At 40.2% G+C, this 24992-nt stretch carries 26 protein-coding genes; 19 read left to right on the forward strand and 7 right to left on the reverse strand.

Translation table 11 applies throughout. The annotated features are described in order from the left end of the window. Positions 1-6 precede the first annotated feature (6 nt). Genes EXS92_RS02940 through EXS92_RS02970 form a run of 7 tightly spaced genes read right to left on the reverse strand, consistent with a single transcriptional unit; the run spans position 7 to position 5483 of the window. The gene (locus EXS92_RS02940; RefSeq protein ID WP_001236142.1) at positions 7-1074 is read right to left on the reverse strand and encodes an LptF/LptG family permease; all 1068 of its coding nucleotides are present in this window, start codon (positions 1072-1074) and stop codon (positions 7-9) included. A gap of 54 nt (positions 1075-1128) precedes the next feature. Next, positions 1129-1689 (reverse strand): aminoacyl-tRNA hydrolase, encoded by a 561-nt coding sequence (gene pth, locus EXS92_RS02945; RefSeq protein ID WP_165515498.1) that lies wholly within the window; start codon positions 1687-1689, stop codon positions 1129-1131. Between the two features lie 9 nt (positions 1690-1698). After that, the gene (locus EXS92_RS02950; protein WP_000889304.1) at positions 1699-2235 is read right to left on the reverse strand and encodes a 50S ribosomal protein L25/general stress protein Ctc; all 537 of its coding nucleotides are present in this window, start codon (positions 2233-2235) and stop codon (positions 1699-1701) included. A 54-nt stretch (positions 2236-2289) separates the two neighbouring features. Next, positions 2290-3240 carry a transaldolase gene (gene tal / locus EXS92_RS02955; protein ID WP_165515499.1) on the reverse strand — a complete coding sequence of 317 codons (951 nt, stop codon included), beginning with the start codon at positions 3238-3240 and terminating at the stop codon, positions 2290-2292. 2 nt (positions 3241-3242) lie between these two features. After that, positions 3243-4586: a UDP-N-acetylmuramoyl-L-alanyl-D-glutamate--2,6-diaminopimelate ligase gene (locus EXS92_RS02960; protein WP_165515500.1), complete on the reverse strand. Its 1344-nt coding sequence runs from the start codon at positions 4584-4586 to the stop codon at positions 3243-3245. A 3-nt stretch (positions 4587-4589) separates the two neighbouring features. After that, a complete protein-coding gene (locus tag EXS92_RS02965; protein WP_001168589.1) occupies positions 4590-5201 on the reverse strand; it encodes a hypothetical protein in 612 nt (203 codons plus the stop codon). A 12-nt stretch (positions 5202-5213) separates the two neighbouring features. Further along, positions 5214-5483 (reverse strand): NifU family protein, encoded by a 270-nt coding sequence (locus EXS92_RS02970; RefSeq protein WP_000569296.1) that lies wholly within the window; start codon positions 5481-5483, stop codon positions 5214-5216. Between the two features lie 141 nt (positions 5484-5624). On the opposite strand from EXS92_RS02970, the gene EXS92_RS02975 reads away from it, so the two are divergent. The 19 genes from EXS92_RS02975 (at position 5625) to EXS92_RS03065 (ending at position 24976) form a co-directional block, all read left to right on the forward strand. Continuing rightward, positions 5625-7226 (forward strand): inorganic phosphate transporter, encoded by a 1602-nt coding sequence (locus EXS92_RS02975; protein ID WP_165515501.1) that lies wholly within the window; start codon positions 5625-5627, stop codon positions 7224-7226. Positions 7227-7330: 104 nt separating this feature from the next. Beyond that, on the forward strand, positions 7331-8680 hold the full coding sequence (locus EXS92_RS02980; RefSeq protein WP_165515502.1) for a hemolysin family protein: 1350 nt from the start codon (positions 7331-7333) through the stop codon (positions 8678-8680). Beyond that, entirely contained in the window at positions 8677-10209 is a 1533-nt protein-coding gene (locus tag EXS92_RS02985) for a TolC family protein (RefSeq protein WP_165515503.1), read from the forward strand. Before EXS92_RS02980 ends, EXS92_RS02985 begins: the two co-directional genes overlap by 4 nt. An 11-nt stretch (positions 10210-10220) precedes the next feature. Beyond that, entirely contained in the window at positions 10221-11210 is a 990-nt protein-coding gene (locus EXS92_RS02990) for an HlyD family secretion protein (protein ID WP_207625070.1), read from the forward strand. Between the two features lie 11 nt (positions 11211-11221). Continuing rightward, positions 11222-12319: an ABC transporter permease gene (locus tag EXS92_RS02995; protein ID WP_165515504.1), complete on the forward strand. Its 1098-nt coding sequence runs from the start codon at positions 11222-11224 to the stop codon at positions 12317-12319. Further along, on the forward strand, positions 12316-13446 hold the full coding sequence (locus EXS92_RS03000; RefSeq protein WP_165515505.1) for an ABC transporter permease: 1131 nt from the start codon (positions 12316-12318) through the stop codon (positions 13444-13446). Before EXS92_RS02995 ends, EXS92_RS03000 begins: the two co-directional genes overlap by 4 nt. Then, complete coding sequence (locus tag EXS92_RS03005) at positions 13433-14005, forward strand: YigZ family protein (protein WP_165515506.1); 573 nt, start codon at positions 13433-13435, stop codon at positions 14003-14005. The genes EXS92_RS03000 and EXS92_RS03005 overlap by 14 nt, the downstream gene beginning before the upstream one ends. A gap of 10 nt (positions 14006-14015) precedes the next feature. Beyond that, complete coding sequence (gene hemJ, locus EXS92_RS03010) at positions 14016-14462, forward strand: protoporphyrinogen oxidase HemJ (RefSeq protein WP_165515507.1); 447 nt, start codon at positions 14016-14018, stop codon at positions 14460-14462. 26 nt (positions 14463-14488) lie between these two features. Then, positions 14489-15229, forward strand: coding sequence for a bifunctional demethylmenaquinone methyltransferase/2-methoxy-6-polyprenyl-1,4-benzoquinol methylase UbiE (gene ubiE / locus EXS92_RS03015; protein WP_165509036.1), 741 nt, complete (start codon positions 14489-14491; stop codon positions 15227-15229). 9 nt (positions 15230-15238) lie between these two features. Beyond that, entirely contained in the window at positions 15239-15499 is a 261-nt protein-coding gene (locus EXS92_RS03020; protein ID WP_050844145.1) for an exodeoxyribonuclease VII small subunit, read from the forward strand. Between the two features lie 3 nt (positions 15500-15502). After that, positions 15503-16300, forward strand: a complete 798-nt coding sequence (locus EXS92_RS03025) for a carbon-nitrogen hydrolase family protein (RefSeq protein WP_165515508.1) — start codon at positions 15503-15505, stop codon at positions 16298-16300. Continuing rightward, the gene (serS, locus tag EXS92_RS03030) at positions 16301-17548 is read left to right on the forward strand and encodes a serine--tRNA ligase (RefSeq protein WP_165515509.1); all 1248 of its coding nucleotides are present in this window, start codon (positions 16301-16303) and stop codon (positions 17546-17548) included. Between the two features lie 9 nt (positions 17549-17557). Beyond that, positions 17558-20092: a tetratricopeptide repeat protein gene (locus EXS92_RS03035; RefSeq protein WP_165515510.1), complete on the forward strand. Its 2535-nt coding sequence runs from the start codon at positions 17558-17560 to the stop codon at positions 20090-20092. Beyond that, positions 20092-22137 carry a DNA helicase UvrD gene (gene uvrD, locus EXS92_RS03040; protein ID WP_207633368.1) on the forward strand — a complete coding sequence of 682 codons (2046 nt, stop codon included), beginning with the start codon at positions 20092-20094 and terminating at the stop codon, positions 22135-22137. Before EXS92_RS03035 ends, uvrD begins: the two co-directional genes overlap by 1 nt. Further along, the gene (flgA, locus tag EXS92_RS03045) at positions 22134-22790 is read left to right on the forward strand and encodes a flagellar basal body P-ring formation chaperone FlgA (protein WP_165515512.1); all 657 of its coding nucleotides are present in this window, start codon (positions 22134-22136) and stop codon (positions 22788-22790) included. Before uvrD ends, flgA begins: the two co-directional genes overlap by 4 nt. A 9-nt stretch (positions 22791-22799) precedes the next feature. Next, a complete protein-coding gene (locus tag EXS92_RS03050; protein ID WP_000780095.1) occupies positions 22800-23363 on the forward strand; it encodes a UbiX family flavin prenyltransferase in 564 nt (187 codons plus the stop codon). Beyond that, positions 23363-23836, forward strand: coding sequence for a pantetheine-phosphate adenylyltransferase (coaD, locus tag EXS92_RS03055; protein WP_001169246.1), 474 nt, complete (start codon positions 23363-23365; stop codon positions 23834-23836). Before EXS92_RS03050 ends, coaD begins: the two co-directional genes overlap by 1 nt. A 1-nt stretch (position 23837) precedes the next feature. Beyond that, the gene (gene tmk, locus EXS92_RS03060) at positions 23838-24413 is read left to right on the forward strand and encodes a dTMP kinase (protein ID WP_165515513.1); all 576 of its coding nucleotides are present in this window, start codon (positions 23838-23840) and stop codon (positions 24411-24413) included. After that, positions 24401-24976, forward strand: a complete 576-nt coding sequence (locus EXS92_RS03065) for a ComF family protein (RefSeq protein ID WP_165515514.1) — start codon at positions 24401-24403, stop codon at positions 24974-24976. The genes tmk and EXS92_RS03065 overlap by 13 nt, the downstream gene beginning before the upstream one ends. The last annotated feature ends 16 nt before the right edge of the window (positions 24977-24992 follow it).

Below are 24992 nucleotides of genomic sequence, written 5' to 3' on the forward strand. Positions count from 1 at the left end.
TAAAAATCATAATCTCTTATTAAGCTTTTTAAAATACCAAAGGCTAAGAGCTAAAAATAAGAAAAAGGGCGATAGCACGCCTATTTCAGGAATGAGTATCCCTGAAATGCTGAACTTCCCTAAAGCAAAGAATAGCCCCCAAACAACGAGCGTGATAATGATAAACTTTAGCCCTAAAAGAGCCAGGTTTTCATAGCGGGCGAGACTGGGCGAAAAATAAGCGATTAAAACGCTTAAAAACGGCACAAAAAAGGGCAAAATCGCAAACACATACAAAAACGAGCGCACTTTTTTCGTGTCGGCGTTTTGGCGCACTAGAGCATGCAAGGAAAAAAGAGCGTCTGTGATAGAAACCGCGGGCTTGTTTTGGTAAATGGTGTCTAAAACTTTAGGGCGGAAATTTTTGAGCGTTTTAAAGGTTTCTAAACGCGTGGTGTTTAAAGCGTTTGCGCCCAGTTCAAAACTTAAGGGCATCTCATAGATAGTAGTGTCATGCAAGATCCAATATTTGTCTTCAAAAAAAGCCTCTTTAGCTTCAGCATAAGATTCTAAAGTCCTGTCTTTTAAGCGAAACACCTTGATGTTTTGGGCTTTTTGCAATAAGGGATTAATCTTATCAAAATACACGTAATCATCGTTATATTTCACTAACAAATGCTCTGAAACGCTCAAAGAATTGTCTTTATAGATCAAATTTTGCGTTTTTTCTTCCATATACACAAAAGGAGTCGCGTTCAATCCCACATAAACAGCCGTGAAAAACAAGCTGATGAAAAAAATAGGGTTTAAAATCTGGCGTTTGGAAAAGCCAATGGAGAGCAGGGCGGTGTATTGGTTGGATTTAATGAACGCGATATAAAATAAAACCATCGCTAAAAGCAAGGAAATGGGCAAGGTGTAATTGAGCGCAAATAAAATGTCATAGGTGAAAAATAAAATGATCATGTTCGCAGAATCAGGCATTTTATCGGCGTATTTCAGGCTGTCAATGCCCACAAAAAACAATTCCAAAGCTAAAAGCACGATTAAAAAATATTTGAAATAATACCACCCCACAAATCTAAACAAACGCACTTAAAACCCTTATTCAAACCATGATAAAAACTTAAAATTTTGGATAGAGCGCATCTAATTTTCTATTTTTAAAGGTTTTTTAAGCGTGAAACGATTTTGCATGGCGTTAAAATCATGGCTTTCTATAAAAAATTTTAAGGCGTTTTTGGCATGTTCAAACGCAGCGTTTTTTAAAGGCTCTTCGTTGTTGTGGAATTTTGAAAGCACATGCTCAGTGATATTGATCCCTTTAGAAATCCCTACTCTCAAGCGGTAATAAGAACTAGAACACAATAAATCAATGGATTTTAAGCCGTTATGCCCCCCATTCCCCCCACCCTTTTTAAATTTCACAACGCCCAAAGGTAAATCTAAGTCGTCATGGACAATTAAAGGCTCTTCAGTTTTGTAAAAATTTTTAGCGCTTAAAACGCTCTCGCCGCTCAAATTCATGTAAGTTTGGGGCTTGAGTAAGATAAAATCCTTATAAACGCACAAATAAGCGTTGTGTTTGGGAGAAAAAGCGAAAGAAAGATCCAATTCGCTAACGAGCGAATCTAAAATATCAAAACCAGCGTTGTGTCTGGTGTGGGCGTAACGCAAAGTAGGGTTGCCTAAACCCACTAAAAGCGTCATGACCTGAAATCACTTCGCTTTAATCACACCGATCACAGCGATAGAATCATGATCTAAGATCTTCACATTCTCGTGTTTTTCTAAATCGCGCACCAAAATAGACTCATTCACGTCTAAAGGGGCTACATCCACCAAATAGTGATCGGGCAGATGCTCTGGAGCGCATTCCACGCTGATACGCTTTTTAGAGAGCATCAAAATCCCTTTATTTTTCAAGCCCACTGGAGTGCCTTGGTGTTTGACGGGGACTTTAAACTTGGACTTCACGCCCTTAGTAACAGCGAGTAAATCCACATGGATAAGCTCGTTAGTAACAGGGTTTTTTTGGTATTCTTGAACCACGACTTCAAAAGTCTTATCCCCTAATTTCACCGGGAAAATCAAATGCTTTTTTTCCTTAAGGTATTTAATAAAAGGGTTTAATTTGAACGCGCAATTCACGTTTTCAATACCCTTTCCATAAATGTTTGCGATTAGATAGCCATCTTTTTTTAAAGCTTTAGCGTTAGCTTTAGTAATACTCTCTCTAATAACGCCTTCTAACATGTCAATCCTTTAAAATAAAATAAGGGCTTATTCTATCCAAAAAACCCTTAAAAATCAAAAACTGCTTAAAAGCTTTTCAAAGGATTGTTTGAACGCTATCAAGCCTTCTTTAAGGAGTTTTTGAGCGGTGTTTTCTAAATCAATGTTTTGCACTTTTAATTCTTTTTTGAACGCTTCAATTTCTGTACTTTTTAAAGGGGTTTGATACTCGGTGTTTGGGTCAAGCAAATAAGCGTTTAAAGCCTCTAGGGGGGCTGTGTTGATAGAGTTTTTAAAACACAGCGCTTTAATGTAATAATCTTTAGCTAAAGCGTTGGATTTAACGCCGGTGGACGCAAAAAGGGTGCTTATCAGCTTATTGGCATGCTGGTTGATTTGGTGATAGCACTCGGTAGCGTTGATAATCCCGCTTTGAGCTTGCAAGTTTTGCGCCACTAAAGGGTCTATTTCTTTGTCAAATCGTGAGACAAACACGCTAATGACCGCTCTTTTTCGCGCTTCTTTGGCTAAGATTTGAGCGATTTCACCGGCAATTTTAGGCGAAAAGACTAAAGTTACATTAATAGGGATAGAGGCTTTAGTTAAAGCGCTAATCACTTCAAGAGCGCTTTCACTCGCCGGGACTTTAATCATCACATTAGGGCGGTTTAATGTTTTGAATAACCGCTTGGCTTCATCAATGCTTTTAATAGCATCATCTTCTAAAAAAGGGTCAATTTCTAGGCTAATGTAGCCATTGTTAGGGTCTTTTTCATATAAAGGCATTAACGCGCTAGAAGCTTGTAAAATATCCTTTAGCGCCAGAGTTTCATAAATTTCTTTAGCTTTTTTGCCTTTGAGTTTAGCGATTTCATCTTGATAAAACGCGCTTTTGGTGATCGCTTCACAAAACAAACTGGGGTTACTCGTCGCCCCGCAAATAGCCCCCTTATTAATGAGCTTTAAAAAGTCGTTTTCTAAAAAATCCCTTTCTATAAAATCGCACCACAGACTGAATTCTTGCATGTTTATCCTTGTTTTAAATTGAGATAATAATCTTTAACGACTTCTTGGTCGCTAAAAAAAATCGTTTTGTCTTTAAAGATTTGAATGTTTTCATCGCCCTTGCCTAAAATCAACAACACCTCATCGTCTTTTAAATTTTCTAAAGCGTTTAAAATGGCTTTTTTTCGGTCTTTTTCTATAATGACTTTAGAAGAATCATTGATGCCTTTTAAAATATCCTTAATAATGTCTTCTTCATTCTCGCTTCTAGGGTTGTCTGAAGTTAAGACGATTTTATGCGCATAACAACTCGCTATCGCTCCCATTTTAGGGCGCTTGGTTTTATCCCTATCGCCCCCTGCTCCAAAAAGAGCGGTGATTTTTTGGTTTTTAAAGCTTTCAAAGACTTGTTGCATGCCGTCTGTGGTGTGGGCAAAATCCACGACCACTAAAGGTTTAGAATGCACCACTTCCAAACGCCCCTTAACCCCATAAAAGTTTTCTAATAACGGCACAATCGCTTCTAGCGGTAATTGAGTGAGTGATTTGACCCCTAAAACGCCCGCTAAGATATTATAAAGGTTGTAACGCCCTAAAAGGGGGGAATGGATGAGAGCGATTTCTTTAAGATTGGGATCTCTTAAATCTTGTTGGTAGCATAAAGACGCGCTAATGGAGGGGTTGAGCGAAAAGGCTTGAACGTTCAAATGCGCTTTTTTATCTAGCGCGTAAGTGCGTGCGTTAATGGGGTTAAAAAGGGCGTTTGTTTCATCTCTGTTGATGACTTTCAAGCCCTCATCTTTAAAAAAGCTGTTTTTAGCGTCTCTGTAATTTTCTATATTTTGATGGAAATCTAAATGATCGCTTGTGATATTAGTGAGGACTTTAAGGGCAAAATCAAGCCCAGCGGTGCGCTTTTGGACAATCGCATGGGAGCTCACTTCCATGATAAAGTATTCACACCCCAAACGCACCGCTTCTTCTAAATCGCTATAAAGCTCTAAAAGAGTGGGCGTGGTCAAGCCCTTTTCTTTGATGCGTTCATCGTTAATAAAAAACCCTCTTGTGCCTAAAAGAGCGGTCTTTTTATTCAAATCTAAGAGCAAGGAATACATTAAACTCGCTGTGGTCGTTTTACCATTAGTGCCAGTAATTCCTACAATTTTAATCTTAAAATCAAAGTAGTTTTTAAGCTCATTGAAATCCAAAATAGCCAGGTTTTTTTCTGCAATTAAGGGAGAGTATTTTTCATTTAAAGGCGTTTTGACAAAAAGGATTTCTTCAGGGTTTTCTAAAACTTCATTCGTGTTATCGCTTAAAAAAGAATAGGTGCGGTTGCGATAAGTTAGGGTTTTTTTAAGTTTCATTCTTTAAGCCTTATTGGATTTGAGAGCGTCTTCTAAAAGAGAACGCAAAAATTCATCGTAAATAAAAGAATCTTCATGCATGTTTTCAATGTAATTTATTGCTAATTCGTAATAGCCATAGTGGTTCAATTCTTTCAAAAATTCATAAAAATCCTCTTTATTGTCAAAAATCACCCTAGAGCTGAACATCAAATCCTCAAACGCTTCCTTAAAACCGCGCTCCAGGCTCAAGCGTTTGAAATCCGCATACAAAATGCCGTTCAATTCCTCGCCTTTTTGAGAAATTTGCGCATCAATCTTTTCAGTCATTTGGTTCAATCCCTCATCAAAAGAAGCGATCAAATTGATGATTTGCTCTTCAGCTTGGTTTTTTAAACTTCGTTTTTGCATAGCGATCAAGCTTTGATACAATTCATAAAAGCTATGGGCTTCTTTAGGGAAATCCTTAGCGATGTCGCTTAATAACGCCCCCACTTTGGCTTTTTGGTTGTCTTTATCCAAAAACAAAACTTCAGAAAAAAGGCGTAACGCTTCAGCGTAATGGGCTTGCTTGAACGCTAAAAAGCCATCTTTAATCAACGCGCGCTTTTTAAATTCATAATCAAACTTCTGCATGCCTAATCATCCTTAAAGTTTATCAAACTCCTTAGCGTTTTCTAAGCACACCACTTCTAAATTGGGGTGAATGTCCATTTTAAGCTGCCTTTCAATGACATTTTTTAAAGTGATTTTACTGCTAGAGCAAGTCTTACACGCTCCCTCTAAAGCTACATAAATTTTCATGCTTTTCACCCCTAGCACTTCAATATTACCGCCATCTTTGAGCAAGTAAGGGCGGATCTTTTCTATCACAATACGCACCGGTTTTTGTAAATCTTCATCGCTAAATTCTATCATTTTTAAAAACCTTATTTTTAAAATTTTACTTTAAGATACCATATAATGAGCCATTTTTATCAAACAACGCTTTTTAAGAGTGGCTCAAGGGCTAATTGGATAGAATAGAGCCATATATTAGAATAAGGTTTTGATGACGATATGGAAATTAGAAACATCAAAGAGTTTGAAAAAGCTTCCAAAAAACTCCAAAAAGACACTTTAAAGATCGCTCTCGCTCTTTTGTTCCTCATCGGTGCCGCTTTGCTCGCTCTCATTTTTGGGCAGGCTAATTCTAAGGGATTGTTGCTCATCTTTGCGGCCGTGATTGGGGGGTATATGGCGATGAATATTGGTGCGAACGATGTGTCTAATAATGTCGGCCCTGCCGTAGGCTCTAAAGCCATTAGCATGGGCGGGGCGATTTTGATCGCTGCGATTTGTGAAATGCTTGGAGCGATCATTGCCGGGGGGGAAGTGGTTTCTACGATTAAGGGCCGTATCGTTTCGCCTGAATTTATTAATGATGCGCATGTTTTCATTAATGTCATGTTGGCTAGCTTACTCAGTGGGGCGTTGTGGTTGCATGTAGCGACTTTAATAGGCGCTCCCGTTTCCACTTCACACTCTGTAGTGGGGGGGATTATGGGGGCTGGAATGGCAGCAGCTGGAATGGCAGCGGTCAATTGGCATTTTTTATCCGGCATTGTGGCTAGTTGGGTAGTCTCGCCTTTAATGGGGGCTTTGATAGCGATGTTTTTTTTAATGCTCATTAAAAAGACTATCGCTTATAAAGAAGATAAAAAGAGCGCGGCTTTAAAGGTCGTGCCTTATTTGGTAGCGTTGATGAGCTTAACATTCAGTTGGTATTTGATCGTTAAGGTTTTAAAACGCCTTTATGCACTGAATTTTGAAATCCAGCTGGCTTGCGGCTGCATCCTTGCGCTTTTAATCTTTATTCTTTTTAAAAGATTTGTGTTAAAAAAAGCCCCACAATTAGAAAACAGCCATGAAAGCATTAATGAGCTTTTCAATGTCCCTTTGATTTTTGCCGCCGCGCTTTTAAGCTTTGCGCATGGGGCTAATGACGTGGCTAACGCTATAGGCCCTTTAGCGGCTATCAGTCAAACTTTAGAAGATGCAAATAGCCCTATGGGGAATACTTTAAGCTCTGTGCCTTTGTGGATTATGGTAGTAGGGGCAGCTGGGATCGCTTTAGGCTTGAGTTTGTATGGGCCAAAGCTCATTAAAACGGTGGGGTCTGAAATCACAGAATTAGACAAAATGCAAGCTTTTTGCATCGCGCTTTCAGCAGTCATCACCGTGCTTTTAGCCTCTCAATTAGGCTTGCCCGTAAGCTCTACGCATATTGTGGTGGGTGCGGTGTTTGGGGTGGGCTTTTTAAGGGAGCGTTTAAGAGAGCAATCCAGAAGGCGTTTTGCTAGAATCAGAGACAACATTGTAGCGGCGCACTTTGGGGAAGATTTAGAAGAAATTGAAGGTTTTTTAGAGCGCTTTGATAAAGCCAATTTGAAAGAAAAATCGCTCATGCTAGAGAGCTTGAAAAAAAGCAAGAACACCGCTATCGCTTTGGAATTAAAAAAGAAAGAAAAAAAGTCGCTTAAAAAAGTGTATAAAGAAGAAGTGATCAAACGCTCCATTTTAAAAAAGATTGTTACCGCTTGGTTGGTAACCGTGCCGGTTTCTGCACTTTTAGGCGCGCTTCTTTTTGTGGCTCTTGGTTTTATAGAAAAGTATTTCTAGGGTTTTTTAAAGGCTTGATTTTTAAAGTTAGGCTTAATCTTTTATGTTAAAATTCTAAGATTTTATATATTTTATATTTATCGTTAGGTTTTAGGTTTAAAGTCATGGGGAGGAATCAAGGAGCTTATTTGGATCCGTCTGAATCAATTTTGATGTTGATGGTTGCTTTTTTATTGGTGCTGTTGAACGCTTTTTTTGTGCTTTCAGAGTTTGCTCTTGTGAAAGTGCGTAAAACCCGTTTAGAAGAGTTGGTTAAAATCGGTAATTCCAACGCTAAACTCGCTTTAAAGATGAGTCAAAGACTAGACACTTATTTGAGCGCTACGCAGTTAGGCATCACCCTTTCTTCATTAGCTTTAGGCTGGGTGGGTGAGCCCGCTATCGCAAAATTGTTAGCCGTGCTGTTTGAGTCTATGGATTTGAGAGAAAATCCTATTTTTATCCATTCAATGAGCGTGGTCATAGCGTTTTTAAGCATCACTTTTTTGCATGTCGTGCTAGGCGAGATTGTGCCTAAATCTTTAGCGATCGCTAAATCTGAAAAAGCCGCTCTTTTTGCCGCGCGCCCTTTGCATGTGTTTTGGGTGGTGTTTTATCCGGTGGTGCACCTGTTTGATGTGATCGCTCATTTCTTTTTAAAAAAAGTGGGCATCAATCCTAAAGAGCATGACGGCACGCATTCTGAAGAAGAGTTAAAAATCATTGTGGGCGAGAGTTTGAGAGAGGGCATTATTGATTCGGTGGAGGGCGAAATCATTAAAAACGCGGTGGATTTTTCTGACACGAGCGCTAAAGAAATCATGACCCCACGAAAAGACATGGTGTGTTTGGACGAAGAAAACAGCTATGAAGAAAATATAGACATTGTTTTAAAAAGCCGCTTCACGCGCTATCCTTATTGTAAGGGTTCTAAGGATAACATTATCGGCATGGTGCATATTAGGGACTTGCTTTCTCGCTCTATTTTTACCCCTAAAATGCATGATTTCAAGCAAATCGTTAGGAAAATGATCATCGTCCCTGAAAGCGCTTCCATTTCTCAAATCCTTATTAAAATGAAAAAAGAGCAAATCCATACCGCTTTGGTGATTGATGAATACGGCGGCACGGCCGGGTTGCTCACTATGGAAGATATTATTGAAGAGATCATGGGCGAGATTAGCGACGAATACGATTTGAAACAAGAGGGCGTGAACAAGCTTGAAGAGGGCGTGTTTGAATTAGAGGGCATGCTGGATTTAGAGAGTGTAGAAGAAGTGCTTCACATTGAATTTGACAAAGAATGCGAGCAGGTAACGCTTGGGGGCTATGTTTTTAGCTTGTTAGAGCGCATGCCTATGGAGGGAGATACAATCGTTTCGCATGGGTATTCTTTTGAAGTCTTAAGCGTGGATGGGGCTAGGATAAAACGCTTGAAAGCGGTTAAACAAGATCAGGGAGAAAATGAAGCATGAACAAAACAACCCTCTTTGTATTGGGCTTATTATTCAATAGCTCTTTGAACGCTGTTGATGGGATTTCTCAAACCGAGCCTTCTTCTTTGAATTTGGCTGAAGACAGCCTACCTTTGAACCACCCTAACGCTCAAAAACTTTCTTTAAAAAACGCATGGAATAGGGTGTTATCCAACCATGAAGGCTTGCATGCGCAAGAATACGCCATTAAAAGAGCGAGTAAAATGAAATTAGCGGCTAAGCTTTCTTTTTTGCCTCAAATTGATTTGAGCGCTTTTTACGTGTATCTCTCTAACCCCATTAAAATGGATTTTGCCAGCCAAAAACAACCGGGCGTGCAAAAAGCCACCAACCAGATTCATCAAGGCTTGCAAAACATTCAGCAAAATATCCCTCCTCAAGTATTAACCCCTCAAATCCAAGCGGGCATGCAAGGGGTGATGCAAGGTTTTGGGGCTTTGAGCAGCACATTAGAAGCCCCCTTATTGTTTTCTAAGCAAAATGTGGTGATTGGGGCTTTGAGCATTATTTATCCCCTTTATATGGGTGGGGCAAGATTCACGATGGTGCGCATTGCGGATTTGATGCAAAAAGACGCTAACGAAGTGTATCGTTTGAAAAAGCTTTCCACTTTTCAAGAGCTTGTGAGCGTGTATTATGGTATGGTGTTAAACGCAGAAGTGGCTGAAACTTTAGAAGAAGTGGAAAAAGGCCATTATAAGCATTTCCAAAACGCTTTAAAAATGCAAAAAGTAGGGCAAATCGCTAGGGTAGAAACCTTAGGCGCTCAAGTGGCTTATGATAAGGCCCATATCGCTAGCGTTAAGGCTAAAGATGTGTTAGAAGTTTCGCAGCTCTCGTTCAATTCTATTTTGTCTAGCAAAGACGATCTAGCGCCTTCAAGCAAATTAGAGATCCACACAGAGAAAAACCTGCCCGATTTGAGCTTTTTTGTTGCTTCCACGCTCAATTCTTACCCGGCTTTAAAGACTTTAGAAAATCAGATTCAAATTTCTAAAGAAAACACGAAACTTCAGATCGCTAAATTCTTGCCCCAAGTGCATTTTTTTGGCTCTTATCTCATGAAGCAAAACAATTCGGTGTTTGAAGACATGATCCCTAGTTGGTTTGTGGGCGTGGCCGGGCGCATGCCCATACTCTCCCCCACAGGGCGTATCCAAAAATACCAAGCGAGCAAATTAGCGGAGTTGCAAGCTAGTAGCGAACAAATCCAGGCTAAAAAAAACATGGAATTGTTAGTGAATAAGACTTATAAAGAGACGCTTTCTTATTTGAAAGAATACAAAAGCTTGCTTTCTAGCGTGGAATTAGCCAAGGAAAATTTAAAGCTCCAAGAGCAAGCCTTTTTACAAGGCTTAAGCACGAACGCTCAAGTCATTGATGCGAGGAACACGCTTTCTTCTATCATCGTGGAGCAAAAAAGCGTGGCTTATAAATACATCGTTTCATTAGCGAGTTTAATGGCGTTAAGCGATCATATTGATTTATTTTATGAATTTGTTTATTAAAGGAAAAAATCATGTCAAATAGCATGTTGGATAAAAATAAAGCGATTCTTACAGGGGGTGGGGCTTTATTGTTAGGGCTAATCGTGCTTTTTTATTTAGCTTATCGCCCTAAGGCTGAAGTGTTGCAAGGGTTTTTGGAGGCCAGAGAATACAGCGTGAGCTCCAAAGTCCCTGGCCGCATTGAAAAGGTGTTTGTTAAAAAAGGCGATCACATTAAAAAGGGCGATTTAGTTTTTAGCATTTCTAGCCCTGAATTAGAAGCCAAGCTCGCTCAAGCTGAAGCCGGGCATAAAGCCGCTAAAGCGCTTAGCGATGAAGTGAAAAGAGGCTCAAGAGATGAAACGATCAATTCTGCGAGGGACGTTTGGCAAGCGGCAAAATCCCAAGCGAATTTGGCTAAGGAGACTTATAAGCGCGTTCAAGATTTGTATGACAATGGCGTGGCGAGTTTGCAAAAACGCGATGAAGCCTATGCGGCCTATGAAAGCACCAAATACAACGAGAGCGCGGCTTACCAAAAGTATAAAATGGCTTTAGGGGGGGCGAGTTCTGAAAGTAAGATTGCCGCTAAGGCTAAAGAGAGCGCGGCGCTAGGGCAAGTGAATGAAGTGGAATCCTACTTAAAAGATGTCAAAGCCCTAGCCCCTATTGATGGGGAAGTGAGTAATGTGCTTTTGAGCAGCGGTGAGCTTAGCCCTAAGGGCTTTCCTGTGGTGCTCATGATAGATTTAAAGGATAGTTGGTTAAAAATCAGCGTGCCTGAAAAGTATTTGAACGAGTTTAAAGTGGGTAAGGAATTTGAAGGCTATATCCCAGCGTTGAAAAAAAGCGCGAAATTCAGGGTCAAATATTTGAGCGTGATGGGGGATTTTGCGACTTGGAAAGCGACGAATAATTCCAACACTTACGACATGAAAAGCTATGAAGTGGAGGCCATACCCTTAGAAGAGTTGGAAAATTTTAGGGTAGGGATGAGCGTGTTAGTTACCATTAAACCTTAGAAAGGATTGTTTTGTTCAGATTGATAAGCGCATGGGTTTTACAAGACAAGTTCTTGTTTATCGTGTGTTTTATATTGCCTTTTTGTTTAGGGGTTTTAGGCACGCAAATCTTTAAACAAGAAATCCCAAGACAGCTCCCTATCGTGGTGGTGGATTTGGATAAAACCACGACAAGCCATCAAGTGGCGTTTGAATTAGGCGCAACGAGTGCGGTTGAAATCAAATACCAAGTGGCTAGCCTTTTAGAAGCCAAACGCTTTTTAAACTCCGCTGAAGCGTATGGGGCGTTGGTTTTGCCTAAGGATTTGGAGAGAAAAATCAAAATGGGGCGAAAGATTGATTTGCCCTTTTATTATAACGCTGAGTACGTTTTAGTGGGCAAAACGCTCAAAAACGCCTTTTTGCAAACCGCTTTGACTTTAGACGCTAAAACCTTAGCCACCAAAGCTTTAGTGCGAGATTCCAATTTGATTTCCGCTAAAGCCCAAGCAATGCCTATTGTTTTGCAATTGCATGCCCTATACAATGAAGAAAACAATTACACGCAATACCTTTTAAGCGTGATGCTGCCTTGCATGTGGCTTATTTTGATTGCGATTGGCATGCTCAATTTCATTCAAAAAATCTCTAACATGCGAGAGCTTTTAATCAGTATTTTAGCGAATGCGTGTGTGTTTAGCTTTTGGGGGATGGGCATGGCGTTTTATTTTAATTTCATTGGCATGCAGGGGAATTATGCACATTTGTTGTTGGTCTTTTTGGCGGTAGTTTTAATGGCGCTCGTTATGAGCGGGTTTGTGGTGCTAGTTTATGGCATTTCAAAAAGCGTTATTGAAACTGCGGGTGCGATTGGGGTCTATACCGCTCCAAGCTTTGCTTTTGCTGGGGTGACTTACCCGCAAAACAACATGGAAATTTTTGGGGATTTTTGGAGCCATTGCTTGCCCATTAGCCATTTTATGAAGTTCTTTTTACAAGAGGCTTATTATAAGACGGATTTTACCGAGTCTTTAAATTCGTTAATGCCGCTTGTGTTCTTTTTGATTTTTTTAGCTTTAGGGCTTTTGATTTTTTATTTTTCTTTTAAAAAAGACAAGGCTAGTGCATGAATTTTTTTAAAATCCTTTTAATGGAATTAAGGGCTATTGTTTCTCATAAAGGCGTTTTATTAATCCTTATAGGCGCTCCTTTAATCTATGGCTTATTATACCCTTTGCCTTATTTGAAAGACATCGTAACGCAGCAAAAAATCGCCCTTGTAGATGAAGACAATTCCTTCCTTTCTAGGCAATTAGCCTTCATGGCGCAAAGCTCCAACGAGTTAGAAATCGCTTTTTTTAGCCCCTCTATGCTGGAAGCCAAAAAGCTTTTAAAAGAAGAAAAAATTTATGGGATCTTGCATATCCCTTCGCATTTTGAAGCCAATGTCCATAAACAAGTGCCTGTAACGATAGATTTTTATGCGAATTCCAATTACTTTTTGATTTATGGCGCGTTAGCGAATGCGGTGGTGGAGAGCATCAACGCTTTAAATGATGAGATAAGATTCAAACGCAACGCCCAGATAGAAGAAGCTGAATTAGGGACAGATGGGATTAAAATCAGGCCTATCGCCTTGTATAACCCTAGTGAGGGGTATTTGAATTACGCGCTCTCTAGCGTGTTTGTTTTCATTTTGCACCAGGTGATGCTCATTGCAAGCAGCATGTTTACTAGCTCCAGGCGTTTGGAATTAGCCCTTTTAGATAAAAAGCAAATCGCTTTAAGGCTGTGTGCAAGACTCTTGGTGTTCATGGCAGCGTTTAGCGTTTTTATTTTGTTGTATTTTGGGGCGCTGTTTTCTTTTTATGGGATCGAACGGCATGGGAGCGCTTTAATGGTGTTTTTGAATAGCTTGATTTTCATGCTTGCAACCTTGAGTTTGGGGTCGTTTTTAGGGGCATGGATCAAAAATGAAGCCCACACCACTCAAATCGTTTTAATCTCTTCTTTGCCCTTGATTTTTATGATGGGTTTTGTGTGGCCTTTTGAATCCTTGCCCTCTTATTTACAGGTTTTCGTTCAAATAGTGCCAGCTTATCATGGGATCAGTTTGCTCGGGCGATTGAATCAAATGCATGCGGAATTTATAGATGTTTCCATCCATTTTTATGCGCTTATTGCGATTTTTATCGTGAGTTTTATAGGGTGCGTGTTCAAACTCAGCTCTTTAAAGAAAGCTTGTGAAAACGCTTAAACACCTCATCACCTCCAAGCACCAGATTAAAGCGTCTCGCTTTTTAGGGTATCTTATGCCTTTTAGCGATTTTGAAAAAACCCTTTTGCAATTGAAAAAAGAGCATTTTAAAGCCGCGCATTTTGTAACGGCGTTCCGCTATTCTTTAGAGGGCAAAATCACGGAGGGTTTTAGCGATGATGGCGAGCCTAAAGGGAGTTCAGGCATGCCTATGCTTAGCGTTTTAAGGCGAGAGGATTTGATCAATATAGGATTAGTTAGCGTGCGTTATTTTGGAGGCACGCTTTTAGGGGTGGGGGGCTTGATGAAGGCTTATGCTAAGAGCGCGTTATTGTGCGTAGAAAACGCTCAAAGAGAAAACGCTTTTAAGGATTTTGTGGAGTTAGAAACTTTAAGCGCTCATTATTCTTACAAAGAATTGGATCATCTTCAGCGTGAAATTAAGAAATTTAGCTTACAATTAAGCAAAAAGAATTTTTCAAACCAAAGCGTGGAAGTGGAAATCAGCGGCGAAAGAGAAAATTTGCAAGCGTTTTTACAACAAAATAAGATAAATTAGGGAGAGTGGTATGGGATTTTTGAATGGGTATTTTTTATGGGTTAAGGCTTTCCATGTGATAGCGGTCATTTCGTGGATGGCGGCGTTATTTTATTTGCCGCGCCTTTTTGTCTATCATGCAGAAAACGCGCATAAAAAAGAGTTTGTAGGAGTGGTTAAAATCCAAGAAAAAAAGCTTTATTCCTTTATCGCTTCACCGGCTATGGGTTTCACGCTTATCACAGGGATTTTAATGCTGTTGATAGAGCCCACGCTCTTTAAAAGTGGGGGTTGGTTGCATGCTAAATTGGCTTTAGTGATCTTGCTTTTAGTCTATCATTTTTATTGCAAGAAATGCATGCGCGAGCTAGAAAAAGACCCCACAAGAAGAAACGCAAGGTTTTATCGTGTGTTTAATGAAATACCCACGATTTTAATGATTCTCATTGTGATCTTAGTGGTTGTCAAGCCTTTTTAAAGACAAGCCATGAAAAAAGAAAAGTCATGAAAAAAGAAAAGCACCTCAAGCAAGAAAAAATCATCAACATGTTTGATGATATAGCCAGCTCTTACGATCAAGCCAACCGCTTGATGAGTTTTGGCTTAGACGTTAAATGGCGCCAAAGGGCTTGCGAGCATGCGTTTTTGTTTTTGGAGAATAAAAAAGCGTTAAGGCTTGTGGATGTGGCATGCGGGACGGGGGATATGCTCATAGCTTGGCAAAAAAGCGCTCTCAATTGCGGCATAGAGTTTAAGGAATGTTTGGGGATTGACCCCTCTAATAACATGCTTGAATTAGCCATTAAAAAATGTGAAGAGCTTGAAAACAAAGCTTCTTTCATTCAGGCTCAAGCCAAAGATTTAAAGGGCGTTGAAAATAACAGCGTGGATATCCTTTCCATTGCGTATGGCTTGCGTAATGTCGTGGAAAGACAAGAGGCTTTAAAAGAGTTTTTTAGGGTGTTAAAGCCTAGGGGCGTTTTAGTGATTTTAGAATTTTTAAAAAAAGACAACCCCACATGGCTGGATAAAATCTCAGGGTTTTACACGAATAAGGTTTTGCCTTTAGTGGGAGGGGCTATCAGTAAGAATTATGGCGCTTATTCTTATTTACCGCAATCCATTGAGGGGTTTTTGAGTTTGGAGGGTTTGAAGCATGAATTAAAAAATGCAGGGTTTGAGATTTTAAGGACTGAAGATTCTATCGCTCAAATTTCAACGACCATGCTTGTTAGAAAAAGCTAAAGGAATGTTATGCAAGATGAATTATTTGAAACCGAAAAAGCCCCCCAAAAAAATACTAAGAACACTAAAAACGCCCCTAAAAAAAGCTTTGAAGAGCATGTTCATTCCCTAGAGCAAGCCATAGATCGCTTGAATGATCCTAACTTGTCCTTAAAAGACGGGATGGATTTGTATAAAACGGCCATGCAAGAATTATTTTTGGCTCAAAAGCTTTTAGAAAACGCTTATTTGGAGTATGAAAAACTCCAAACGCCAGACAAAAAGGCTTAAAGGATGCGAGTGTTTGCTTTACAGCTAGAGTCTTTTAAAGAAACCCTCATGCAATCCTTGTTCAACTCCATACCTAAGCAAAGCGTGGTGGTGTTGCCTGAGTATGTGATCAACCCCTTTTTCCACCATAACATGGGATTGGATTTGAATGAAATCAGCGATCAGTCCAAGCGAGCGATAGAGTTTTTGTCTCAAAAATGCGAAGAATTGGATTTGATCGTTTCAGCTCCGGTGCTTTTAGAAGAACGTTCTAAAATCTATAAAAAAATCGCTCTCATTTCTAAAGAAAGCGTGAAGTATTACACGCAACAACGCTTAATCCCCTATCCTCACTGGGATGAAGAGAGTTTTTTTGACAATGAAAAAAGCGCTTTTAAAGAATTGTTAGTTTTTGAAAGAGACGGCTTAAGAATCGCCCCTTTGTTTGGCTTTGAAGCGCATTTTGATGAAATATGGGTTCAGGCTAAAAATCAGGGCGTGGATGTGGTGCTTTTAAGCAGTGCGGCCACCTTTGAATCCAATGAAAGGTGGCGGCTTTTGTGCCAGATGCGCGCTTTTTGCGCTTCTTGCGTGGTGGTTAGGGCTAACAGGATCGGAGCGTATCGCCAGATCATTGTAGAAGAAGATCAAAAAAACGAATTTTTGTGGAAATTTTATGGGGATAGTTTTGTGGCTTTGCCTAATGGCGCTATTGAAGATTCTTTAGAGGGTAAAATGGGGGCTTTGAACGCTCAAATGGATAAAAATGAAATTGATGAATGGGCTAAATTGTGGCATTTTAGAACGATTAAAGAGGGTTGAATGATTGATAGAAAACTTTTATTGCAAGATTTTGATAAGGTGACTCTTTCTTTAAAAAAGCGTAATAATGCGATGGATGATGAGTTAGAGCGTTTGCGCGAAGTCATCACGCATTATAAAAAGCAGCTCATTGAATTAGAAGGCTTGCAAGCCTTTCAAAACAAGGTTTCTAAAGAATTTGGCATCAAAATGGCTCAAAAAGTGGATACAAGCGATCTTAAAAAAGAGCTAGAAAACAATAAAATCAAACTCAATGAGCTTTCCAAAAGCGTGGGCGAATTGGAGCAACAAATTGATTTGAAGCTTTCCATAATCCCCAATCTGGTGGATGAAAAAACCCCTTTAGGCGCAAGCGAAGAAGACAACATAGAGATTAAAAAAATCTTAACCCCAAGGGTTTTCACTTTCAAACCCAAAGAGCATTTTGAACTCGCTCAAAAAAACGGCTGGATTGATTTTGAAAGCGGCGTGAAACTCGCCAAAAGCCGTTTTTCGGTCATTAGGGGTTTTGGGGCGAAAATTTATCGCGCGCTCATTCATTTAATGTTAGATTTTAATGAAAAAAACGGCTTTGAAATCATCTACACGCCGGCGTTAGTGAATGAAAAAATGCTTTTTGGGACCGGGCAATTACCCAAATTCAAAGAAGATGTTTTCAAAATAGAAAATGAAAATTTGTATTTAATCCCCACCGCTGAAGTAACGCTCACTAATCTCTACAACGACACCATTATTAGCGTTGAAAACCTCCCCATTAAAATGACCGCGCACACGCCTTGTTTTAGGAGCGAAGCAGGGAGCGCGGGCAAGGACACAAGGGGGATGATAAGACAGCACCAGTTTGATAAAGTGGAGCTTGTGGCTATCACGCACCCTAAAGAAAGCGATGTCATGCAAGAGCATATGCTAGAGAGCGCGAGCGAAATTTTAAAGGCTTTGGAATTACCGCACCGGTTCGTGCAATTGTGCAGTGGGGATTTAGGCTTTAGCGCGAGCAACACGATAGACATTGAAGTGTGGCTGCCCGGGCAAAATTGCTACAGAGAAATCAGCTCGGTGTCTAACACGAGGGATTTTCAAGCTAGACGTGCCAAAATCCGCTTCAAAGAAAATCAAAAAAACCAATTAGCGCACACCTTAAACGGCTCTTCTTTGGCGGTAGGCAGGACAATGGTCGCTTTAATGGAAAACCACCAGCAAGCGGATGGGAGCATCCATATTCCTAAGGCGTTAGAAAAATACCTTTAAGGCTAGCTTGTGCTGAACGAAGAGCAAAATTCATTAGAAGAAAAAGGGGGCGAAAACAAAAACGAAAAAGAAACCCCCCTAAAGGGCATTCATTCTAAAATCCCCTCTTTTAAGCAGGCTTTAGAGCAGACGATTAATAAAATCAAAAGCTCTAAAGAGTTTTTTAAACCATTCTTACACAATAAAAAAAAGCTTTATATCGTGCTTGGAGCATTGCTTTCACTCATCGCGCTCATTGTAGCTTTGAGTTTGTTATTGGGGCATAAAAAAGAAAGCCAACCCGCTTCTTTACAAACTAATACCGCTACCACTAATAACGAAACGCCTAACGACACCAACAACGCTAACAACGCGCAAGCCGAAGGGCAAATAGAGAATTTAGACTTACCCGATCTAATCGGCAAGGACTCCCTCAAACGAAGCGATGAGAATCAAGTGGATGCGATCATGAAAAAAGCGAGCCTTTTGTATGAGCAAGGGCAAAAAGATGAAGCCTTACACCTGTTTGACAAGGCCGCTTCTTTTTCGCAAGGGATTGCGAGCCATAATTTAGGGGTGATTAAGTTTAAGGAAAAGGATTTTAACGGGGCGTTGGATTTGTTTGATTCTAGCATCGCTTCTAAAGAAAACGCGAGCGTGAGTGCGATTGATGCGTTAGTGAGCGCTTATCATTTGCAAGATGAGGATTTGTATTATCATTATCTAAAAATTGTAAGAGACACTTTGTATAAAGACTATAAAAAATCTTTTTATTCCTACGCTTACGCGCTCAAATCCTATTACGCCGGGGAGTATTTTGAAGCCCTTTCGCCTTTAATGCACCCTAATTCCAACGCCTTTTTAAAGCCTAACGCGCGCTTAGCGTCTAAATTGTTTTTGATGTTTAAAGATGAAACGAACGCTTACAAGCAATTGCAAAAAAGCGCGAACGCCCAAGATGAGCTTGCTTTAGGGCTTTTGCAGGCCCGTTTAGGCCATTACAAGCAGGCTTTGGAGCATTTGCAGCATTATTTGCACAACTACCCTAAAGATTTAAACGCTTTAATGGCTTTGGAATTGGTGAGTTTGAAAAAAGGCGACACCCTTAAAGCGAGCGAAGCCTTAAAATTAGCCAGCCACACCAAAGAAGACACGCTATTAGCCAACTCTTTTTACCCCATCAAGCCCACTATCAACCCTATTTTTTTAGACAAAGAAAGAGCCAAAGAGCGTTTTTGGAACACGCAATATTTTGAAGGTAAAAGGGATTTTATCTACCGCTTGCTCTTTTATTACGCTCCTTTTAAGGTTTTAGACTCTAAAGAAACCTTAGGCGTGATTGAAGAGGGGCTGTTTCTTTTAGACTCTGATGCAAAAAAGGATTTAGAGGGGGCAAGCCTTGCTTTTAAAAGGGGGCGTTTGATGGCGATAGCGGATAAAAACGCGCTCAAAGGGTTGAAAGCGTTAGAAAACAAGCGCTTAAAAAAAGCCCTTGCTTTTTTTGATTTGTCTTTAAAAAACAGCCCCAATAACGCGCTCCTCCATTATAATACGGGCTTGATCTATGCGCAATTAGAAAATTACCACAAAGCCTATTTCCATTTTTTAAGGGCTTTCCATTTGAATTCTGCGGATTATTTGAGCGCGGTTTTTGCGATTTTGGCCTCGCATTTCACCCACGAAGACACCACGGAGTTTTTAAGAGAAATCACAGAGAATTTTTATAGTCAGGATTTTTCTAGCCCCACGCAAAAAGCTTTACTCTCTTCGCTCATCGCTTATTTGAATTACCGCACCAATTGGGATATGGACTGGCTTAAAAACGCCCCTAAAAAGCTCCCTTTTTATTACGCGCTAGAAGCGGTGTTCGCTAAAGAGAGCAAGGATAAAAAATTGATGGTGCAATCCTTTGGGCATTTAAAAAAAATGCTCCCTAAAGATCTCATCTCTAATATCTTTTATGAAATCGTCTCGTATTATGATGCGAGTATCCGGCACACTTTAAGCATTTACACCCTTTTAGATTCGCGTAAAATCAGTTGGGATCAAACCATGCAAGGGCCCATTTTAGGGCGTCATTTCTACACTTACATGGGATTTATGGTCAATGATTTGGATCATCAAGAAAGATTATTAGAGCAAAAAATCGCCAGTTTAGAAGAGGGCGAAGCCCCTAACGATTGGTTAGAAAATTTAGCGCTAGTGAGTTTGTTTCAAGGCCAGTATGAAAAAGCGGGTGCGTTGTATCAAAACTTAATTAGCGATCTTAAGGACAATGAGGTGCGTTTAAAAATCCTAGCGGGTTTGACTTATATCGCGCAAAGTAATTACAATAACGCCGCTTTATGGCTAGAGCTTGGGAAATTAGACGATCCGAATAATGAAAATATCCGTTACGCTTTAGGGTTGTTGTATCAAAGAAAAGGGGACTTGAAATCAGCGCTAAACCATTTTTTAGCCATTAAAACCTCTGATTTTTCATCGCCTTATTTTGATTTTGAAATTGATACCAATCTTTTAAAAGAGCGTTTAAACCAAGAAGAAAAGGGCGAGTTTTTAGAATGATGGATTTTGAAAAAAGCATTTTAGGCAATTTAAACGGAGCGCAAAAAATCGCTGCAAGCCACATTCAAGGGCCATTGCTCATTTTAGCGGGAGCTGGGAGCGGTAAGACTAAGACTTTAACGAGCCGTTTAGCGTATTTGATTGGCGTTTGTGGCGTGCCTAGTGAGAACACTTTAACGCTCACTTTCACCAATAAAGCGAGTAAAGAAATGCAAGAAAGGGCTTTGAAATTGTTGAAAAACCAAGCCCTTATCCCCCCCTTGCTTTGCACTTTCCATCGTTTTGGTTTGCTGTTTTTAAGGCAACACATGAGCCTTTTAAAAAGGGCGTGCGATTTTTCGGTGCTAGATAGCGATGAAGTCAAAACGCTGTGCAAACAGCTCAAAATTTCAAGCTTTAGAGCCAATATTTCTCAAATCAAAAACGGCATGATGGATTTGAGCATGCAAGATAGCGAATGTTATAAAGCGTATGAACTTTATCAAAACGCGCTCAAAAAAGACAATTTAGTGGATTTTGACGATTTGCTTTGTTTGAGCCTTAAGATTTTACAAGATAATGAAAAACTCGCTAAAGAGATTAGCGAACGCTACCATTACATCATGGTAGATGAGTATCAAGACACGAACGCCTTGCAATTGGAGTTTTTAAAACAATTGAGTTTCACGCATCATAATTTGTGCGTGGTGGGCGATGACGATCAGAGCATTTATGGTTTTAGGGGGGCGGATATTTCTAATATTTTAAATTTTTCCAAGCATTTTAAAGGGGCTAAAGTGGTAAAATTAGAGACCAACTACCGCTCCAGCGCTGAAATCTTAGCGTGCGCTAACTCCCTTATCAGCCATAACCAACACCGCCATATTAAAACGCTTCAAAGTTTCAAAGGCTCGCATAAAAGCGTGGTTTGTAAGGAATACCCCACGCAAAAAGAAGAGAGCCTGGATGTGGCTTATCAAATCAAAGCCCTTTTAAAGAAGGGCGAGAATTTAGAAAATATCGCTATCTTATATCGCCTAAACGGGCTTAGCCGCAGCATTGAAGAGAGCTTGAACGCTTTGAATATCCCTTATAGGCTCATTGGAGCGGTGAGTTTTTATGAAAGAGCTGAGGTTAAAGACGCTTTGGCGTTCATGCATGTAGTGGCGAAAAAAGACGATCGCTTTTTTATTAGGCGCGTTTTAAACAAGCCCCCAAGAGGCCTTGGCAAGATCACTCAAGAATGGATTTTTTCCCTTTTAGATGAAGAGGATTTGAGTCTAGAAGAGGCGCTAAAACTTGGGGCGTTTAAAGACAGACTCAACCCTAAAAACGAATACGCTTTAAAGAAATTCATGACTATGATAGGGCGTTTGAGAGAGGCTTTTGAAATTTCAGTGGAGGAGTTTTGCGAGCGGTTTTTAGAAGAGACCAACCTTTTAAAAAGCTATGAAAAAGAAGACAATTACGAAGAAAGAGAGGGCTTTGTCAAAGAGCTTTTAACCTTATTGAAAGAGCATTTTAAAGCTAACCCCACGCATTCTTTATTGGATTTTTTGAATGAAAGCGTGCTAGATGTCCATAACACAGAAAACGCGCAAAAAGTGAGTTGCATGAGCGTGCATATGAGTAAGGGCTTGGAGTTTAAACACGTGTTTGTGATCGGGTTAGAAGAAGGGTTTTTCCCGCATAGGGGGTTCAATCAAGAAAGCGATTTGGAAGAAGAAAGACGCTTGGCTTACGTAGCGATCACTAGGGCGAAAGAAGAATTGCAACTTTCTTATGTCAAAGAGCGTTCGTATTTTGGGAGGAAAATTTCTTGCTCGCCCTCTGTGTTTTTAGAAGAAGCCAAGTTGCTCAAGCAAGACAACCCCCCTAAACAAAATCACCAAAAAGACACGCCCATTAAAGTGGGGGATTTGATCAGGCATAAGATTTTTGGCACCGGTAGGGTTTTAGGCGTGGAAAAAGGCTTGAGCGGTTTGTGCTTGAAAATCAATTGCGGAGGGAATGTCTATGATAAAATCTCAGAAAAATTTGTAGAAAAAGTGGATAACGGGTTTTGAAAATTTTAATCCTTTTTTTGATCGGTTTAAACGCATTGTTCGCCCTAGATTCAAACGCGCTTAAAACAGAGATTAAAAAAGCTTACCTTAAAGAATACAAAGACTTAAAATTAGAAATTGAAACCATTAACTTAGAAATCCCAGAGCGCTTTTCTAACGCTTCCATTTTAAGCTATGAATTAAACGCTTCTAACAAGCTTAAAAAAGATGGGGTCGTGTTTTTAAGGTTGGAAAATGAGCCTAATTTACGCCTACCGGTGCGTTATAGCGTGATAGGCAGCATGCAGGCTTTTAAAAGCATAGGAGCGATTAAAAAAGATGAAAACATCACCGCTAACAACACCCAAAAAGAGCGCGTTTTGTTTGGCGCGCTTTCTAACCCCTTATTAGAGGGCGCGATTAATAAAGTGAGCGCGAAAAATTTTATCCCCCCTAACACGCTTTTAAGCATGGACAAAACCCAAGCCTTAATCATCGTGCGTAAAAACGACATCATCACTGGGGTGTATGAAGAGGGGCAAATCAGCATAGAAATAAGCCTAAAAGCCCTAGAAAATGGCGCGCTTAATCAAATCATTCAAGCGAAGAATTTAGAAAGCAATAAAATCTTAAAAGCAAAAGTGTTGAGCAGCTCTAAAGCGCAAATCTTATAAAGGATATTCATGAAATTAGTTTTAGGCATCAGCGGGGCGAGTGGGATACCCCTAGCTTTGCGGTTTTTAGAAAAATTACCCAAAGAAATTGAAGTGTTTGTCGTGGCGTCTAAAAACGCGCATGTCGTGGCGTTAGAAGAATCGAATATCAACCTTAAAAACGCCATGAAAGACTTACGGCCTGGCGCGACTTTTTTCAACGAGCAAGACATCCATGCGAGCATCGCCTCAGGGAGTTATGGTATCCATAAAATGGCGATCATCCCGGCGAGCATGGACATGGTGGCTAAAATCGCGCATGGCTTTGGGGGGGATTTGATCTCTAGGAGCGCCTCTGTGATGCTGAAAGAAAAGCGCCCCTTACTCATTGCCCCTAGAGAAATGCCCTTAAGCGCTATCATGTTGGAAAATTTGCTCAAACTCGCCCATTCTAATGCGATCATCGCACCGCCGATGATGACTTATTACACCCAGAGCAAGACTTTAGAAGCGATGCAAGATTTTTTAGTGGGGAAGTGGTTTGACAGCTTAGGGATAGAAAATGACTTATACCCACGATGGGGAATGAACTGATGCAAAAAATCGGCATTTACCCGGGCACTTTTGATCCGGTCACTAACGGGCATATAGACATCATCCACCGATCCAGCGAATTGTTTGAAAAACTCATTGTGGCTGTGGCGCACTCAAGCGCTAAAAACCCCATGTTCAGTTTAGATGAGCGTTTAAAAATGATGCAACTGGCCACTAAAAGTTTTACAAATGTAGAGTGCGTGGCGTTTGAAGGGCTATTAGCTAACTTGGCTAAAGAATACCATTGTAAAGTGCTAGTTAGGGGTTTAAGGGTGGTGAGCGATTTTGAATACGAATTGCAAATGGGTTATGCGAACAAATCCTTAAACCACGAATTAGAAACCTTGTATTTCATGCCCACTTTACAAAATGCGTTTATCAGCTCTTCTATCGTGCGATCCATTATCGCGCATAAGGGCGATGCGAGCCATTTAGTGCCTAAAGAAATTTATCCTTTGATTTCAAAGGCTTAAAATGTATGTGGTGTTAGAAGGCGTTGATGGCGCGGGCAAAAGCACTCAAGTGGAATTATTAAAAACCAGGTTTAAAAACGCCCTTTTTACCAAAGAGCCAGGGGGGACAAAAATGGGCGAAAGTTTAAGGCGTATCGCTTTAAATGAAAATATCAGCGAGTTGGCTAGAGCGTTTTTATTTTTAAGCGATAGGGCTGAGCATACAGAAAGCGTGATCAAACCGGCTTTAAAAGAAAAAAGACTCATCATTAGCGACAGGAGTTTGATCTCTGGCATGGCTTATAGCGAGTTTTCAAGCTTGGAATTAAACTTGCTTGCCACTCAAAGCATCTTGCCTACAAAAATCGTTCTTTTACTCATAGATGAAGAGGGCTTAAAACAGCGCTTAAGCCTTAAAAGTTTAGACAAAATAGAAAACCAAGGCACAGAAAAATTACTTCATATCCAGCAAAAGCTCAAAGCCCATGCTTATGCGTTAAAAGAAAAATTCGGGTGCGAAGTTTTGGAACTAAACGCTCAAAAAAGCGCTAAAAACTTGCACGAAAAAATCGCCTCCTTTATTGAATGCGTTGTTTAACTTGTTTGAAGCTTTCTTTCAAGCCCCTTTGCCCAAATTGCTTGAACGATCTGCCCTTAAGCTTAAGGGTGAGGGTTTTAGAGGGCGTGAGCGTGTATAGTTTTTACGCTTATAGCGAAATAGAAGAACTCATTAAAAGCAAATACGCGCTGATTGGCTCTCGCATTTTGCCCTTGCTTTCTCAAAAAGCCGGCGCGGAATTTGTGAAAATCTTACAAGAACAAGGCTTGAATACCCCCCTTTATGGCATCGCCATTGACGATAAAATCAAATCCTTTTACTCGCATTCAGCCGCGCTTTTAAAAGGCTTTTGTCAAGGCAATTTAAAACCCACTTACGGGCGTTTAAGGGCTAATAATGCTGTTTCGTATGCGGGGAAAAGTTTAGAATTTCGTGCCAATAACCCACGGGATTTCACCTTCAAAGGCGATGAGAGTTTAGATTATTTTTTATTAGATGATATTATCACCACTGGCACCACCCTAAAAGAAGCCTTAAAACACCTTAAAACCCTAAACATTAAAGCACACTTTGCGATCGCTCTTTGCAGCGCGGATGAATGAGTTATAATTTTGTTTT

It is taken from the genome of Helicobacter pylori (assembly GCF_011175115.1).
In the GTDB taxonomy this organism is placed as follows: Bacteria; Campylobacterota; Campylobacteria; order Campylobacterales; family Helicobacteraceae; genus Helicobacter; species Helicobacter pylori_DF.